The organism is Paraburkholderia fynbosensis (assembly GCF_902859935.1).
GTDB classification, from domain to species: Bacteria; Pseudomonadota; Gammaproteobacteria; order Burkholderiales; family Burkholderiaceae; genus Paraburkholderia; species Paraburkholderia fynbosensis.
In genome coordinates this window covers 35,876-52,192 of record NZ_CADIKI010000036.1, presented here as the reverse complement: position 1 = coordinate 52,192, position 16,317 = coordinate 35,876, and the positions used below count along the sequence as shown (strand labels likewise).

At 56.0% G+C, this 16,317-nt stretch carries 14 protein-coding genes; 2 read left to right on the top strand and 12 right to left on the bottom strand.

Translation table 11 applies throughout. The features are described from left to right. Positions 1-759 precede the first annotated feature (759 nt). A protein-coding gene (locus HV770_RS36045; RefSeq protein WP_175166203.1) for an IS5 family transposase occupies positions 760-1,571 on the top strand; the annotation gives its coding sequence in 2 pieces (ribosomal slippage) (positions 760-1,117 and positions 1,117-1,571; 813 coding nt in all). 246 nt (positions 1,572-1,817) lie between these two features. Here the strand turns inward: HV770_RS36045 and HV770_RS36040 are convergent. The 5 genes from HV770_RS36040 to HV770_RS39980 all read right to left on the bottom strand — a co-directional run bounded on the left by HV770_RS36040 (position 1,818) and on the right by HV770_RS39980 (position 7,787). Then, positions 1,818-2,873, bottom strand: a complete 1,056-nt coding sequence (locus HV770_RS36040; RefSeq protein WP_175166202.1) for an SMP-30/gluconolactonase/LRE family protein — start codon at positions 2,871-2,873, stop codon at positions 1,818-1,820. 160 nt (positions 2,874-3,033) lie between these two features. After that, positions 3,034-4,158 (bottom strand): porin, encoded by a 1,125-nt coding sequence (locus HV770_RS36035; protein ID WP_175166201.1) that lies wholly within the window; start codon positions 4,156-4,158, stop codon positions 3,034-3,036. A gap of 171 nt (positions 4,159-4,329) precedes the next feature. Then, the gene (locus HV770_RS36030; protein ID WP_175166200.1) at positions 4,330-4,797 is read right to left on the bottom strand and encodes a hypothetical protein; all 468 of its coding nucleotides are present in this window, start codon (positions 4,795-4,797) and stop codon (positions 4,330-4,332) included. Between the two features lie 690 nt (positions 4,798-5,487). After that, complete coding sequence (locus HV770_RS36025) at positions 5,488-6,852, bottom strand: MFS transporter (protein ID WP_175166199.1); 1,365 nt, start codon at positions 6,850-6,852, stop codon at positions 5,488-5,490. 221 nt (positions 6,853-7,073) lie between these two features. Beyond that, on the bottom strand, positions 7,074-7,787 hold the full coding sequence (locus HV770_RS39980; RefSeq protein ID WP_175166198.1) for an NAD(P)-dependent oxidoreductase: 714 nt from the start codon (positions 7,785-7,787) through the stop codon (positions 7,074-7,076). Positions 7,788-8,128: 341 nt separating this feature from the next. On the opposite strand from HV770_RS39980, the gene HV770_RS38325 reads away from it, so the two are divergent. Next, positions 8,129-8,314, top strand: a complete 186-nt coding sequence (locus tag HV770_RS38325; RefSeq protein ID WP_217468697.1) for a hypothetical protein — start codon at positions 8,129-8,131, stop codon at positions 8,312-8,314. A 132-nt stretch (positions 8,315-8,446) separates the two neighbouring features. Here the strand turns inward: HV770_RS38325 and HV770_RS36015 are convergent, their stop codons facing one another. The 7 genes from HV770_RS36015 to HV770_RS35985 all read right to left on the bottom strand — a co-directional run bounded on the left by HV770_RS36015 (position 8,447) and on the right by HV770_RS35985 (position 16,315). After that, the gene (locus tag HV770_RS36015) at positions 8,447-9,748 is read right to left on the bottom strand and encodes an NtaA/DmoA family FMN-dependent monooxygenase (protein WP_175166197.1); all 1,302 of its coding nucleotides are present in this window, start codon (positions 9,746-9,748) and stop codon (positions 8,447-8,449) included. Between the two features lie 47 nt (positions 9,749-9,795). Beyond that, positions 9,796-10,740, bottom strand: coding sequence for a peptidyl-alpha-hydroxyglycine alpha-amidating lyase family protein (locus HV770_RS36010; RefSeq protein WP_175166196.1), 945 nt, complete (start codon positions 10,738-10,740; stop codon positions 9,796-9,798). Beyond that, positions 10,733-11,728, bottom strand: coding sequence for a flavin reductase family protein (locus HV770_RS36005; protein ID WP_175166195.1), 996 nt, complete (start codon positions 11,726-11,728; stop codon positions 10,733-10,735). Before HV770_RS36005 ends, HV770_RS36010 begins: the two co-directional genes overlap by 8 nt. A gap of 66 nt (positions 11,729-11,794) precedes the next feature. Beyond that, positions 11,795-13,033: an alpha-hydroxy acid oxidase gene (locus HV770_RS36000; RefSeq protein ID WP_175166194.1), complete on the bottom strand. Its 1,239-nt coding sequence runs from the start codon at positions 13,031-13,033 to the stop codon at positions 11,795-11,797. A 1,101-nt stretch (positions 13,034-14,134) separates the two neighbouring features. After that, positions 14,135-14,569: an acyl-CoA thioesterase gene (locus tag HV770_RS35995; RefSeq protein ID WP_175166193.1), complete on the bottom strand. Its 435-nt coding sequence runs from the start codon at positions 14,567-14,569 to the stop codon at positions 14,135-14,137. 44 nt (positions 14,570-14,613) lie between these two features. Continuing rightward, positions 14,614-15,552, bottom strand: coding sequence for an electron transfer flavoprotein subunit alpha/FixB family protein (locus tag HV770_RS35990; RefSeq protein ID WP_175166192.1), 939 nt, complete (start codon positions 15,550-15,552; stop codon positions 14,614-14,616). 13 nt (positions 15,553-15,565) lie between these two features. Next, the gene (locus HV770_RS35985) at positions 15,566-16,315 is read right to left on the bottom strand and encodes an electron transfer flavoprotein subunit beta/FixA family protein (RefSeq protein WP_175166191.1); all 750 of its coding nucleotides are present in this window, start codon (positions 16,313-16,315) and stop codon (positions 15,566-15,568) included. Positions 16,316-16,317: the final 2 nt, after the last annotated feature.

The window sequence follows — 16,317 nt, the reverse complement described above, 5'->3', positions numbered from 1 at the left end:
CATGCCTTCCATTCGCCATTCGAGGTCTTCGCCGCGACCCTTGCCTCAGCAAGTCAACCTCAAGGCTCTAAACATTAAACCCGCTGTTGCGCTTCACTCTTGAAACCGCCCCGCTTTAATTTAAAGTGCGATCGAGCTCGTTGGAAAAGACGAAATCGTGACAAAATTAGGTCTGTTTCCTCCATATCACCGGGAATCAAAGCGTATCCGATTTCATCCGGGGTCGATTCATTGGTATCTTATATTATGTGACGCTCGCATATGGCCGGCTATTAGCGACCCTTTTATTTTCAGAATTCGCGAAAGTGGCTTCGCGCTCTACCGGGCTGACGTGCAACGCGCGATGCTGGGTCCGGCCTTCGATCGGAGCCTTCACGGTACGCAACGACTGTTGTCCCATCCAAGGGAACTTATGCGACGAATATGAGAACAATGGCCTTCATTTCCGGCACATGACGCTCCTGAGCGGCGTCAACCAACATGGCACGTCGGCAAGCCTATTGGCCCGGTACAGTGCTCCGGTACGCTGAAAATCGTCGCGACCGTGGATTCGACCGTCATTCAGATGAAAAGGCCGCTAAAGCGCCTTCAATGAAGGCGCCAAAGTGTAGCCTTTAGGGCATACGGCAAGGCGAGCGCATTCCTACTTTCCGCAGCGACAACGATAGAGACTTAGAACCCTTAACAAAATGACCAAAGGGGCTGTTTACTCTCGATGAATCCTGTTAACCTTTTCATTGTTTCGACGACGAAAAGGACATGGCCAAACCCATACTCCACGACGAACTTTGGGCACTTATCGAACCGTTGCTGCCCCCTCCCAAACCGAGGCGAAGCCGTTATCCAGGGCGCAAGCCGCTTGATGATCGTGCGCTGCTCACGGGCATCCTGTTCATCCTGCAGACGGGCCTGCGCTGGGACCTGCTGCCGCGCGAGATGGGCTGCGGCAGCGGCATGAGTTGCTGGCGTCGTCTGCGAGACTGGCAGGCTGCCGGCGTCTGGGACCGACTGCATGAAGTCCTGCTCGCAAAGCTGCGCGCGGCTGACCAGATTGACTGGTCCCGTGTCGTCGTCGATTCCTCCTCGATCCGTGCGGTGGGCGCAGGTCAAAAACGAGACCGAATCCCACGGACCGCGCGCGACCCGGTTCAAAGCACCATCTCATCACCGAAGCGCAGGGCATTCCGCTTGCGGTAATCCTCACGGGTGCCAACCGCAACGATGTTACCCAGTTTCACCCACTGGTTGAGGCCATCCCGCCCATTGCTGGCAAGCGCGGCAGACCGCTTTCGAAGCCCCGCATTGTTCAGGGCGACCGGGGCTACGATCACGACAAATACCGCCGTCCGCTACACGCAGTCGGCATCGTGACTGAAATCGCCCGACGAGGCGATCCACACGGAAGCGGACTGGGCAAAACACGCTGGGTTGTCGAGCGCACCATTTCATGGCTCCATAACTTTCGGCGACTACGCATCCGCCTCGAACGTCTCGCATTCATCCACGAAGCCTTCATGAAAATCGCCTGCTGCCTTATCTGCTGGCGAAAACTGAAAAACTCATTTTGTTAACGCTTCTAAGAGCGGCTAATGTGGTATGCACGAGATGTATCTCGCGCGAAGGCCAAGGGACACCGCAGGACGCAATGAATCGTTTGTCATAGACCGGCGACGACGATTGAGGTGGCTAGGTAATATCCGATATTGCCTAGCCACTGAGTGCCGTGTTGGCCGCCCTTCCACAGCACCTATATGCCCACGGTATCGCCCCCCTTCAACTGAGAACTCTCAGTCGAAACAGAGAGCCATCAACAGACGTCAGAAGTTATATGCCAACTTGAGCCCGGGACGTGGCCACCTTGCCATCAGAATTTTACCGTTGGAGTCCGAACCCGCAGCGATATACATCGTCTGCATGTCTGGACCGCCAAATGCAATATTGGAGATTGGCGCGCCGAAGACTACGTTTTTGGTTTCGCCCTTCGGCGTAACGACAACCAATCCGCCCGGATCGGCTCCCTTCCATGCAACGACCACATTGCCGCTTTGCTCCACTTTCAGAGAGTCGAAGATTCCATCACCTTCGATACTGCACAACACTCTGGTGAGCGGCTTTCCGTTCTTCTGCTTCAATCTAGCCGGACCCTCGACTTCGTAGACGAGAATCTGCCGTGTGACCGGAACCGCGACGTATAGGAGCGAACCATCCGGCGACAGTCCAATTCCGTTGGCCTGGGGAATTCCGTAGACCATCTCAGTCGTCTTCTTGCCGGTCAGGTCGGTGTAATAGACCGCACCATAGTCCATGAATCGCTCATGCTTCCGGCCAAGGTCGGTAAACCAGAAGCCGCCTTTTCCGTCAAAGACGAGGTCGTTCGGAGCGTTCAACTTGACGCCGCTAACAGTATCGACGAGTCGTTCGAATTTTCCGGTCTCCGGATCAACCCTGTCGATCCAGCCTCCATTCCAGCCATCCGGAACCAACGCATTCGGATATGCGCGTATGCCACCGTTGTTGGCGACATACACTGCACCATCCGGCCCCATTGCAGCTCCGTTCGGACCGCCACCAAGGTTGGCAACGGTAACAACCTTTTTGTTCGGAAGCAACCGCGACAGACGCCCCCCGAAAATCTCGACAAAAAGCAATGACCCATCTTTCATCACGATGGGGCCTTCGGGAAATGCCACGCCCTCGGCGAGGACCGTGTACGGATAGCCGCCCTTTATGGCGTCGAACTGCGGAATGGTAGTAGCTTGAGCTACCGCGCTGCCGCTCCTCGTCAAGATTAGCCCGGCCGACGCAGCAGCCGCCGTCGTGATGAACTTCCGCCTCGCGGAAGGATGCTCAAGCTCGGAAATCTGTAAGCTCACGTTGTCTCCTTTCCTATTATTTACCAGTCACACCAGTAATGACAAGCTCGTGGATTCAAATCTGAAATACTGGCTTCGGACGCTTCCGTGGACGGGAAGAAGCGCTCCGTGAATAAATCTACACAGCATCTTCCTCCCGCTCTCTCAGACCGCCTTGCCTCTAGAACCGAGTTCTGAGACCAGCACTAATTTCCGTCCGCGAGTGCGCGCCTTGGAAGTTTCCTCCGATTGCATATGGATTCCCTACCTCAGCTCCAGTCAGGCGCGTGTAGTCTGCCCCGGCATATACGTCCGTACGCTTCGACAAAAGATAGTCCGCAAGAGCATAGACTGTCGTATCCCCACCCGTCTTCCCAGCAATCCCGCTCACACTGTCGTACATTACTGCCACCGTCGTACGCAACGCCGGTGTGATTTGATATCCAACGCCCACGTCAAAAACCGAATCGCGCCTTGTAGTGGGGTTCCCAGCGTTCGAAAGCAAGCTTGTATTAGCTAGTGGCGTAGTGGTTCCCGCTGCGCCGGGCGTAAAATTTGGATCCCGGAGGCCAAGCTGGTAAAGGGCGTAAATGTTCGCGCTCCCAATACCCACATTCGCACCCACGGCGCCAAACCGCATCATGCGATTTTCTGCGTCTCTTGACTGCTGCACAGAGAAGCCCGCCATAACCTGTCCAAACTTGTAAGTTGATCCCGCAGCAAATGTCGAACCCTTCGACATACTTCCCGGCTGTCCACCGAGAGAGTATTGAAGCATTGCGTCAAGCTGTCCGGACTGGAAGTGATACTGCATGGTGTTGTCGAATCGGCAACCTTGCATCAGATTCGGCCAAGCCATCTGGATGTTGCCAGCCCAGCCGAGGGGATCGAAGTTATACAACATCACGAACGGGATCGTGTACTGTCGTCCGAAGCTGACCGTATTCGTTGTATTCGCGAAATACTTGGAAAGACCTACCCATGCCTGTCGACCAAACAATTGTCCCTGTTGATCGAACTGTCCGTTATAAACCTGAAATCCATTCTCTAATTGAAAGAGTGCCTTCCAGCCGTCTCCAAGGTCCTCAGTTCCACGAAGTCCCCACCGACTACCTTGGAGAACACCTTCAGTCATCAAGACTTGGCTGCCTCCGGGCACGCCAGTACGATTCGTCACCGCGACGTCTACCACCCCGTAGAGCGTCACGCTAGATTGGGCGTAAGAGGCTCCAGAAACCGATATCAGCGCACCGGCACCGGCAACAAGCAAACTTTTCGAAGAATTTCTCCAACAAGAATTGCGCATACCTTCTCCTAACTACTGTTGAAATTCTTATATCTTTTTTGTTTCTGCTTATCGGCAGCCAACATAACGTGAGCAATTAACCACTATCAATTGAAATACCGACGTTTTTTATCTCATTAAGAGATCGATCGTTTTCGTCCAACCGACCAATTCACAGCTGCATCAGATCCATCACTTGTGGTGTAGGCCATAGGTGACTCCTTCCCTATTCGCACCCTTCAATCGCCTTTCTTGATTCGCACTACTTATTTCACTTTGCGTCAGAAGTTCCTGTGCGACACACATTATTTCCAGCCCCCCGAACGACACTGGCTGCGAGTCAGCCTTCTTGCCGACCCGTTCGGTCAATACTGCTGACACAAGGCTGAGTGTTAAACCAACTCCTTTCTTTCTCGGACCACCGAAGACGGCACTAAAAAAATCCTGATCAGTCAAGGTCACGACGAGAGGCGCCGAGAGGTTCGCACCGAACTTCATTCCACCATATTCGCTATAGCGAATATTGTATCGCCATACCGAAGCAATCATATTCTGAGAACGCCGAGAAGCCATTCGGAGTTTTCCCTGGGTGGCGTGGCCGATATCCCTCCGATGGATGGCCGGCGTGCTGATGCGTTTGAGGAGCGGGAAGAAGGCCACGCTGATGTCCCGCAGCGAAGCGGGGACGCTAGCGCCCAGCGAATGGATTCACGCCCCGCCAGGCACGCCTGTTGCGCCGCAGGTAGTATGGGTCCACGGTTTTTCAGACAGAGCCCCGGCAGGAGACCCGCATGTCCTAGTTTTTGCAGGACGAAAGGTGTGAACTGTCCTGCCGCAGTCGACATAGCGATCGTCGCTGCGATACATAAGACCGGCCCACGCTTGCGCATGGGCCAGCTACTCACGACGTTCCGTGTGCCTCTCGAGTCTAAATAGGTTCTAAGGGAACGATGACAGGGCTTATCGCTGAGCGCGCCCCGTATGACAAAGATCAAACCTCCAGCACGCCACTCGAAATCTGGTTACGCTCCAAAGATTCGAACAACGCCCTGAAATTCCCCGCACCAAGTCTGTCGTCACCTTCGCGCTGAATCCAAGCACGGCCTTCGAGAAAATCTGCAGCGGTAACTTGGAAACGACCGACATCCCCGCCATCCCGGATGGATGCACGTGCTCGACGAACGCGCTGCCTCCGATTCGAAGCCTTCGCTTGATCGTGACCGTCTCGGGTACCGGGTTGCCAATGGCGCCGGCCCACCCGTCCAAGGTACCCCTTACTTCGGGGTCGCCAGTCGGTTCGGCCGTCATCAGAGTCGGCGACCATTCGGGGGACAACCGGCCGCAAGCGTGCTAGCCGACAAGCTTACTCGTCGCTGCAGCTCTTGCTTTTCGGATGTCTTCTCGATAGACCGCTCCGAATACCAAGACCACAATTGCCGCGAGGATTAGACAAAGTGCCAAGGCAAACAGCGAATATTGGAAACTTCCAAGAATGGATTTCAGCCCCCCGACGAGATTGGGACCGAAGAAGCCGCCAAGACTCCCCAGAGCCGAGATTACGGCCAGACCGCTTGCGGCCGCACGGCCTGACAAGAACGTTTGAGGGACGGTCCAGAACACCGCTGCCCATCCGAACATGCCGAAGGTTGCAACCAAGATGGCGAGCAGGGAGACTACCGGTTGAGTCACAAAATAAGCACTAACTGCGAGTCCGCCTCCCCCCAGGAGAGCGCCGACCGCTAGATGCCACAGACGTTCTCCTGTCCTGTCCGAATTCCACGACCATATAATCATGGCGACGACCGAAGCGACAGCTGGCAAAACGTTAAGAAATCCGACCTGGATGTTGGAGAATCCGAACGACTTGATGATCAAGGGCAACCAGATTGATGACCCATAGAAGCCGGATGTCCACAGTAGATTGGCCAGGATAAATACGATTACCCTCGGATCGGAAATACCCTCCCAAAACGAATGCTTAACCGACTCGCCCAAGGCGAGCTTTTCCTCAGCAAGTGCGTCTTTCAACGCTCGCTTCTGTTCTTCGGTCAACCACACCGCTGAAGATGGGTCACGAGGCAAAACAAAAAACACCGCCAAGCCAAGCAATACGGCGGGCATCGCCTCGAGAATGAACATCCACTGCCAACCGGCCAGTCCCAACCAGTTCGCACCGAGTAACCAACCAGACAATGGCGACATGATGATCGAGCCAACCGGAGAGCCAATGACCATGCATGCGACTACACGGGCTCGCATGTTGGCCGGGAACCAGTAGGTGAAGTAGAGCATCATTCCGGGCACGAACCCCGCCTCGGCAATCCCGAGCAGAACTCGGATGATGTAAAACTGAGTTGCCCCCGATACAAATGCGGTCGCAGCGGAAATAAGACCCCAAGTGATCATAATTCTAGCGATCCAGATCTTGACACCCACCCGGTGCAAGATCATGTTGCTAGGAACCTCGAACAATGCGTAGCCAATAAAGAACAAGCCGGCACCCAGCCCAAACACCTGAGGCGAAAATCCAAGCGCTTTGTTCATCTCAAGAGCTGCAAAGCCGACGTTCACCCGATCGACGTTCATTATGACGTAGCACAGGAAGATAATGGGCAAAAGGCGCCAGAACGACTTTCGAGCGGCCCCTTCCAGTACCTCTGAGCGAGCGAACTTATTCAGAGCCGTTGGCTCGCCAACGGCGTTGTATGCAGTCATGTCTTCCTCCAAATATTTATTTATCGCTATTTTTAGAAAATCCGACGTACTCGCGTCGGACGGTACACGGGGGTGGATATCACATCGGAAACTGAGTTCTCGTTTGGTTAGCGATACATGCTTGTATGCGATTGGCGAGTTTAGTCTGCGCTTGCCTGCTCGCCCAAGCTACGTGCGGCGTCAAAAGCAAACGTGGAACTTGCAGATCCAGCAGTGGGTGGTCAAGGGGAGGGGGGCTCGATGTCGAGGACGTCGAGCGCTGCACCTCCAATTCGCCGCCCGCGCAAACTGGTTACCAATGTTGCGCCGTCTACAAGTGCACCTCTACCCGTGTTGATCAAAACTGCATCGGGCTTCATCAGCCCCAAGGCGCGGGCACCTATCAAGTGGTGCGTCTCTTCTGTAAGCGGCAAATGGAGCGAAATGGCATCTGAAGCCGCCAGAAGCTCGTCAAGAGGGACCTCATAGTTTCTGCAGAATGACCCTTGCGTCTGCGCGAAGACAACATCCATCCCAATGCCTCGAGCCATACTCGCGACGGCATCGCCTATTCGCCCTCTCCCGACAATGCCGAAGCGCGATCCGGAAACATCCCTTATTTCCGGCCCCATCCAACAGAACCTCTTCGATCCCGACCATCGACCGTCACGGGACGCGGTTGAATATTCGATTATTTGCCGTCGGAGCGCGAAAAGCATAGCGATAACGTACTCTGCGACGGACACACTCCCGTAGTCAGGTGCATTCTCGACCGCTACCCCGCTGTCTCTCGCGTATTGGACGTCCACGTTGTCGGTGCCAGTCGCGGCTACTACGATTAATTTCAGGTTGCGGCACGCATCTAGCGTTGCACTGCGGATTGCCACCTTATTTGTTATGACAATGTCCGCCGCAGAGATACGCTCGAGCACTTCGACCGGTTCAGTGTGATTCATACGCACAATATGACACTGGAAGACGACGTAAATCCAGTTCGACCTGCAATGTGCCCGCGTCAAGAAAGACTACCGAGATATCCTTGCGCCCCATACTCAGTTCCTTCAAAAGCCATACAAAACCTCTAGATTGTCGACCAGAATCTACTTCCGGTCGCCCGCCTCGGGCAATCAGACGTGCAGCGAGTCGAGCAGCTCTGGGACGACGCTGGCGCGGCTAGCGCCCGGCCAGTAGTTTCCTCATAAAAGCCGATCGACGCGCCTCAAGTATCGCTCGAACCGAAGGCGCCAAACCTTCGAACGCTAAGCGCAAAGAAGATCAACGATAAGGAGCAGATACGTTGACCCAACAGCGCCCCGTGTCAGACAACCTCAACAACACCGAGGCAATTGTCGAACACATAGACGCTCGGCTGGACAAGCACGGCGCGCTCTATCTCTATGCGTCGCAGAACGTTCGAAGTCGTCGCAATACGCGTCGCGTAAGCCGTCTCTCAGGTGAGTACGGAATTTTGCCGCCGGGCTGAAGATGTGGAAATGACAGTCGGTGAGCCTGCGAGGCTGTGGAAGTCGGACAGGAGCGACCCCTCCGCCTTTACATTGCGCGAGCTCATGCAACGACTTCTCCACATCGGAGACCTCCAGCGGCTGAGGTATATTTACGCCTTCGAAAGAAGATTCTCGCGTAGGGTATTGCCCTCGTACTCCCGACGAAATACCTTCCGCTCCTGGAGAATCGGCACCACGTGATCTACAAAGTCTTCAATGCCGCTCGGCGTGATGGACGGCGTGATATTGAATCCGCTACATCCCGTATCGCGCCAGTACGCCTCCAACTTGTCAGCGACCTGCTCTGGTGTTCCCACAATCTGCGGATTCCCGGCCGAGGCGCCCCACAGCAAAGCTGCTTCCCGACCAGTAATCTGAGCAGAGCTGCCGGTTGCCAGCGCGGCCGCCATCAGCCCACGAGCAGCTTGCGTGTCCATCTGCTCTAGCGGCTTGTCGAGATCCAGCGTATCGAAGTCTATGCCCATAACGCCGGACACGCGGCTCAATGCAGCTTCAAGCGGAATGCGTTCGACGAGCTCTTTCTGGTTTCGGCGAGCCTCCTCCTCCGTGCCACCAAGAATGACCTGCACGCCGAACAACACGTTACAGCCGTCCCGTCCTGCCGCACGCGCCGCTGCATTGAGATCACCCATCAGCTTCTTTGCACCTTGAGCGTGAGGCTGGACCGCGAAAACCACGTCAGCGTGCTTCATTGCGAACGATTGGCCCCGCCCGGAGCTGCCGGCCTGAAAGATTACAGGGCGTCCCTGTGGTGACGGAAACGTCGGCGGCACTGCACTGGTACGAAAGTACTTCCCGTTATGCTCAACTCGGCTCACTTTCTCCGGATCCGCGAGGATCAGGTTCTTGCGATCTGCCAAAATCGCCGTCGGATCGACACCTGACCAATACGCTTCGCAGATCTCGAGAAATTCATCGGCGCGGTCGTACCGTTCGTCGTGATCCATCTGCTCGTGCCCGAGCGCACGATGCTCACCGCGCGACGCGCCGGTTACGATATTCCACGCAACACGGCCGCCGGTCAGATAATCGAGAGTCGAGATGGTACGAACCGCTTGATAGGGATGAACTGCCGTCGTTGAAAGCGTGAACCCGAGGCCGAGGTGACTCGTTGCGGCACCCATTGCAGCAAGGACTGGCGCAGGATCATGAATGGGCCACCACACCCCATACTTCACCGCCTCGTCGGTTCGCTGCTTGTACTGATCAAACCCACCCATTGTGTCGGCGAAGAAAACACCGTCGAACTTGCCGCGCTCAAGCGTGCGAGCGAGATCTTGCCAGTACTTGAAACTCTTCATGCCCTCCAACCGCTCATCGCGTGGATCCGCCCAGCTGAGATTTGCATGGTTGATGGGACTATGCGTAAGGAAACTAAATAAATGCATCATGACGTAGCTCTTTCAAAATTTGGATTGAGACGTAAAGTTCGTAGAGGTCAGCTCTGCCGGTCGACCCGGACGAGCTTTCGGAAGGTTCGAACGTCAGCAGGCATCTCTTCGCCGGGATACATCTGTTGCCATGCGGTGTACGAAACCTCCCCAACGTAGAGATCCCCTTTCGAATCAACCGCAATCCCATGGGGCGCGATGAATTGGTCATCGTTGAGGCCGGGTCTGTCAGCGCCGTATCTCGCCATCAGCTGACCTTCCCTGTTCAGAATGCTGACGCGGGGACCTATGTTCGGGAAAAGTCGGTTGACTTTCAGCGAGGTCGCAGCTTCGCCGACATAGAAAGCACGCCTACTGCTCTTGTCTGTGCAGAGAGCGCATGGCCGATGGAGATTGTTCCACTGCGTCTCGTATTTTCCGGCCCCGTCGAAAACCTGGACCCGGTGGTTCTCGCGATCGGCCACGTAGACCCATCCGTCGCGGTCGCAGCATATGTTGTGCGGGACGTTGAACTTTCCGGGATCGGTACCCGGACCGCCCCAAGTATGCAAAAGCTTGCCATCCGGGGAATACATATGCACTTGTGCATTACCGTAACCATCTGAAACGTAAATCCGTCCATCAGGTGCAAGGGCCGTGTGCGTGCAGCGATGAAATGGCTGTCCGCTCAGGAACGGGGCGGGCTGATTTGGTGTACCGATCTCGAGAAGCAACCGTCCCTCGGGAGAAAACTTCCGAACGGTATGATCACCCTCGTCAGTACAGTAGACAGAGTCGTCCGGACCGATGTCGATGCCGTGAGGACGGGTAAAAACACCGTGTCCCCAGCTCGTAACGAACTCACCGCTCTGCTCGAAAACGATGATCGGGTGCTCGCCTCGGTTGAAAACAAATACTCGGTCACGGCTATCCACAGCGACGCCGCCAACCTCTCCAAATTTGATCCCCTCGGGAAGCTTTGCCCAAGCTTCGGCAAGTCGATACTCATACATATGAATTCACCTCCGTAGCATCTTCGGCCTGGTTGCTCAAACTGCGATTCACCACGTGCTGCAGGACGTCTTTGACCACCCGAAGGTCGTCGTCGTGCACGCCTTCCATTTCAGCCGCCTCGAACTCGACGAGGGTTGACTGAAGTGTTGTGTTGAGCTCAATTCCAGTATCCGAGAGCGAGTAAGAAGCGCCATTCCCTTGAAGGAGATAGCCTCTTTCTTGCAACTCGGACAAAGCATCAAGCGCGTCCGGTCGCGGAAGGTACATTTCTCGGATAATGTTTTCGGCGGTGGTCGCACAGCCAGCACTCAGCGCGGTGAGGACTCGCGCTTGGCACACTGTCAGCCCAGCTTTCCGACGATGCTCCTCAAATCGCGTGGAAAACGCGTAGTGCGCTTTGAAGATCAGCGCAGCCAGAGATTGAGGTGTGACCTCTTCAGCAGTTTGAGAACCGGCCTCCCGAACACGCTTCATTTGCGGATGTGCCGTAGCAGCCCCATACGCCCCTTGCACGTAAAGAAGCGGCTTTCCCTCAAAACGCGCGAAATAACTGACGCGGCCGACAAGGATGATGTGATCGCCACAATCGTGGATCACTTCGGTATCGCACTCGAAGACTGCAATCGAGTTGTCCAAGACAGGCGCCCCATTCTTCCCAGCTTTCCACGAGACGGAAGCGAACTTGTCTGTATCTGGGCTTGAAAACACCTGTGATACTTTCACCTGGTCCATTCCGAGAACATTGACGGAGAACCGCTTCGCGCCGTTGAATGCGTTGAAGCTTCGGGAGGTGCGATTCAAGGACCAAACGATCAATGGAGGGTCAAGCGAAACGGAAGCGAACGAATTCACCGTGTTTCCGACGCGCCCCATTTCGGTATCTGCCGTAACGACAACGATCCCAGTGGCGAACTGGCCGAGCGCGCGTCGAAATGCACGCGGATCATCCGCAGGATTTCCCGAATCAGCTTCGAGAAGTGTGTTCATGGCTATCTCCTAAGATATCTTTTTAATTGTTTGACATAAGAACGCGACGCGATTAGGCCGTCGCAATCAACGTGTGTTCAAAGACAAGATCCGATTGGTTTCCGACGCGATCTCGGCTCTGGATGAGCTACTCGCACCCAGAGTCTCGCCGGCGCGGGAGACCATCGCTTTCTCCCTAACCTCGTAAATCTTGTTACACCCCAGTATCCCCATGTTCGTGGCAATCTCGCCCCTCAAGATGTCCAGTGCTCGCAGTGCGCCAGCCGATCCGCCCGCGATTACGCCGTACAAGGTGGCCCGCCCCACGAATGCGAAATCCGCGCCCAAGGCGATCGCTTTCAAGATATCGGTGCCGCGCTGTATGCCGCTGTCGATCATGACAAGCCTATTTGGTCCGACTGCTCTTCGAACCAAAGGCAAGATAGAGATGGGCGGAGGAGCGACATCGAATTGACGCCCCCCATGGTTCGAAAGAATCAAACCATCAACTCCGGTCGCAAATGCTCGCTCTGCATCATTCGGGGAAAGGACACCCTTCAATATCAATTTCCCCTTCCAGCGGTCACGGATTCGCTCGAGTTTCTCCCAAGACTGGCTGTCGGACGGAGTTTGCTTTCCGTAGAATGCCAGTACCTCGTCTGCAGATGCACCCGCAGGAAGAAAATCGGCCCAGTTCTCCATCATTGGCATCTTTGCGCCATTTGCCAGATACTTCGCCAACCAACGCGGATGAAGCAATCCATCGAGAACAATCGACGGAGTCAATTTAAGCGGCCGGGTGAATCCATTTCGCAGATTGCGCTCGCGCTTCCCCGTAACCGGAACATCAATGGTAACAACCAAAGTTTCTACGCCGGAGGCTTGCGCCGTCACGAGCAGTGATTCTCCGATGGCTGGATCCTTTGTCGCATAGCTTTGAAACCAGACGTTTTTTCCTGCTATGCCAACAACCGACTCAACCGAAGAAATGCTCGCGCAAGAAAGTATGAACGGGACGTTTGCAGTGGCGGCAGCCTGTGCGAGCATCAAGTCCGCGCCTCGCCTCCACATACCTGCTCCGCCTGTTGGTGCTATTCCGACCGGGCTGTCATAGGCCCGCCCGAGCAGTTCGGTCTTTTGACTCCGGCCCGAGACGTCGACCAGGTAGTTCGGAAGGAACAGGTATTCGCCGAACGCGTGGGGGTTCCGCGTAAGGCACGCTTCGTCCTCAACTCCTCCCTCAATGAAATTGAACGCGATGTTAGGTAGGTATTGCCTCGCCATTCGTTTGAGGTCGCCGATGCTGTTGGCTCGTGAAATGCGCACCTTTATTCCTTTATCACATTGCTCGTTGGATACAAGTTACCCTCCCCCCGACCAATTGAGAACGGGCCAAATTCAGATGCAACCTAACGGCTTGGTCGATAGATTCACGGGTATTGCTTTGCTGGCCATCGCGCCCTATTTACCCACTTTCCACGCTGCTGTTCGTGAAAACCCCCAGCCACAAGCGGCAGAGCGCGGAACTCGGATACGTAGAAATATGTCGTTCCGCATAGTGGACCCGGCGGTGCTCCGCCGCCGCTTGCCGACTGCGATCTACAACATTAGGAGATAGATACACGCTTGATCAAACAACCTTGGAGGAATCGCGTGCACGCGTTGCCGCAACAGAGGAAGTAGGCTTTTGTTCGCAGATCGCGGAATGCAGGGGGCGCAAGCGGAGATGGTCCAGTCGGTCCAGTCTGTCGAAGACGAACTGGAGGTTCAATTGTATGCGGTCCACGAACGACGCCACTCAGGGGTGCTCTGAGGCGTAAGTTGTGTGCTAGGGAGAAGGGTCAGCGTAGGTGGACACCTATGCTCCTCGCTCATGCCGCCAGCCGATAGACGTCGAAGATGGACCGCTTACGATTGACCAAGCTAATCCTGGGCAACCACGAAGTTGGCTCGCCACAGCCTCGAAGCGAGCCGATTGGATCCCGCGTCGCCTCCGCTGTCAGCGGCAATTCTCAAGTGGAGAGTCATTGGGCAACCAACGCCAGAGTGCCCCATGGGCGCAACCCCACGCAGCGCGTTAAACATCTCGAGCAGCTCGCATCTGCGCTGTGGGGCCTTTGTGCTCATCAAGATCAGGTATGGTGCGGCGAAGCGCTATTCCTCCGTCCGATACCCGCGTTGAATCTCGCGTTGCATTCGGATTGCGGTTTGTCGTCGGACCGCACATCGGATCGGGCACAAGGTGCCTCACACCATCTATGACAATGCTGAGGCAAAGCTACCGCTATTTCGCTCTGAGGACGAGAATACGCCATCTCCGCGCGGATGACACCTCGCGGAAGCTAAGTTCGAATTCAAATGAGAAAAGCAGGCGGATCAATCCCGCCCGCCATACCGTGGCTCAGACCGGAGCTGAAAGGAACGCTTTTAGGCTGTTTGTTCAGCGACGAGGAAGCTACTCATCCTGCTCCGCAGGTCTGCTGATATGGGCTGAGGTTGACGACTCTCCAAAGACAGTAGCACGACCGTTTGGTTGACATGTACACGTACCTGATCTTTGTCGCATGCACTCAACGACAACGCGATTGATGTTGACCCCAGCTTCCGCACTGCGAGCCTGAACGTGAGCACATCACCAATCTTGCTTGGCGCAGCGAAGTTGCACTCCAAGTGGACGGTAGGAATACCTAGTCGTTGACTTGAAATGAAAGAGCCATAGTCGACACCAAGGCCCTTCCCGAACCAGTCCTCAATTAACTCGTGGAACAATACGAAGTATTGAGGATAAAACACAATACCCGCCGGATCGCAATGTTGAAAACGAATTAGTTTTTCAACCTCGAAGAATGACGACTCTTCCATAGTGCCCCTGTAAATGTCTCAATGACTGCGCTACAGGGATCCAGTCAAGTGGAAATCGCTTCTGCCATCGCCGGCACCGCCTCGAACAAGTCTCCGACGAGACCATAGTCAGCGACGCTGAAGATCGGCGCTTCTTCGTCCTTGTTGATCGCGACGATGACCTTCGAGTCCTTCATGCCGGCCAGATGCTGGATCGCGCCCGAGATGCCGACCGCGACGTACAGTTGCGGCGCGACGATCTTGCCGGTCTGGCCGACCTGATAGTCGTTCGGCACAAAGCCCGCGTCGACCGCGGCGCGCGATGCGCCCAGTGCCGCACCGAGCTTGTCGGCCAGCGGTTCCAGAACCTTCGTGTAGTTTTCGCCGCTACCGAGACCCCGGCCGCCCGAGACGATGATCTTCGCGCTCGTCAGTTCCGGACGATCGAGCTTCGTCACTTCGCGGCTCACGAACTGCGAAATGCCTGCATCGGCCGCCGCTTCGATCTTCTCGACCGCTGCGCTGCCGCCTTCGGCCGCGACGGCGTCGAAACCGGTCGAGCGCACGGTGATGACCTTGATCGGGTCAGCCGATTGCACGATCGCGATGGCGTTGCCGGCGTAGATCGGACGCTCGAACGTGTCGGCGCTATCCACCGCGGTGATGTCGCTGATCTGCGCGACGTCGAGCTTCGCGGCGATACGCGGCGCGATGTTCTTGCCGTAAGCAGTGGCCGGCGCGAGGATGTGCGAATAGTGCTTCGCGATGTTCAGCACCGTGGCTTCGACGTTTTCCGCGAGACCCGCTTCGAGTTGCGGCGCGTCGGCCAGCAGCACCTTCGCGACGCCAGCGATTTTCGCTGCCGCATCGGCTGCGGCCTGTGCGTTGCGACCCGCGACCAGTACGTGAATATCACCGCCAATCTGCTGTGCCGCTGCGATCGTGTTCAGCGTCGCGGCCTTGATCGACGCATTGTCGTGTTCCGCAATTACCAGATTCGTCATTTTGTCTCGCTCCTCACAGCACCTTGGCTTCGGTCTTCAGCTTCTCGACCAGCGTCTTCACGTCCGGCACCTTCACACCGGCGGAGCGCCTGGGCGGCTCGGCGACTTTCAGCGTCTTCAGACGCGGCGTCACATCGACGCCGAGGTCTTCGGGCTTGACCGTTTCGAGCGGCTTTTTCTTGGCCTTCATGATGTTCGGCAGCGTCACGTAGCGCGGCTCGTTCAGACGCAGATCGGTCGTGACCACGGCGGGCAGCGTCAGCGACAGCGTTTCCGCTCCGCCGTCCACTTCCCGCGACACCGTCGCCTTGCCGTCCGCCACGACAAGCTTCGACGCGAACGTCGCCTGCGGCAGATTCGCGAGCGCGGCGAGCATCTGGCCGGTCTGGCTGGAGTCGTCGTCGATGGCCTGCTTGCCGAGGATCACCAGCTGCGGCTGTTCCTTGTCGACGAGCGCCTTCAGCAGCTTGGCGACGGCCAGCGGCTGCAGCTCTTCATTCGATTCGATCAGGATCGCACGGTCTGCGCCGATCGCGAGAGCGGTGCGCAGCGTTTCCTGCGACTGCGCAACACCGGCCGATACGGCGATCACTTCGGTCGCGACCCCCGCTTCTTTCAGACGCACGGCTTCTTCCACCGCGATTTCGTCGAACGGGTTCATCGACATTTTCACGTTCGCGATATCGACGCCCGTACCGTCCGATTTCACGCGGACTTTGACGTTGTAATCGACAACTCTTTTTACAGGCACAATTACTTTCATAA

Coding starts and splice junctions, on each gene's coding strand:
- HV770_RS36035 (WP_175166201.1), bottom strand. CDS start 4,158: ATGCGCAATTCTTGTTGGAGAAATTCTTCGAAAAGTTTGCTTGTTGCC.
- HV770_RS36025 (WP_175166199.1), bottom strand. CDS start 6,852: ATGACTGCATACAACGCCGTTGGCGAGCCAACGGCTCTGAATAAGTTC.
- HV770_RS39980 (WP_175166198.1), bottom strand. CDS start 7,787: ATGAATCACACTGAACCGGTCGAAGTGCTCGAGCGTATCTCTGCGGCG.
- HV770_RS36015 (WP_175166197.1), bottom strand. CDS start 9,748: ATGATGCATTTATTTAGTTTCCTTACGCATAGTCCCATCAACCATGCA.
- HV770_RS36010 (WP_175166196.1), bottom strand. CDS start 10,740: ATGTATGAGTATCGACTTGCCGAAGCTTGGGCAAAGCTTCCCGAGGGG.
- HV770_RS36005 (WP_175166195.1), bottom strand. CDS start 11,728: ATGAACACACTTCTCGAAGCTGATTCGGGAAATCCTGCGGATGATCCG.
- HV770_RS35995 (WP_175166193.1), bottom strand. CDS start 14,569: ATGGAAGAGTCGTCATTCTTCGAGGTTGAAAAACTAATTCGTTTTCAA.
- HV770_RS35990 (WP_175166192.1), bottom strand. CDS start 15,552: ATGACGAATCTGGTAATTGCGGAACACGACAATGCGTCGATCAAGGCC.
- HV770_RS35985 (WP_175166191.1), bottom strand. CDS start 16,315: ATGAAAGTAATTGTGCCTGTAAAAAGAGTTGTCGATTACAACGTCAAA.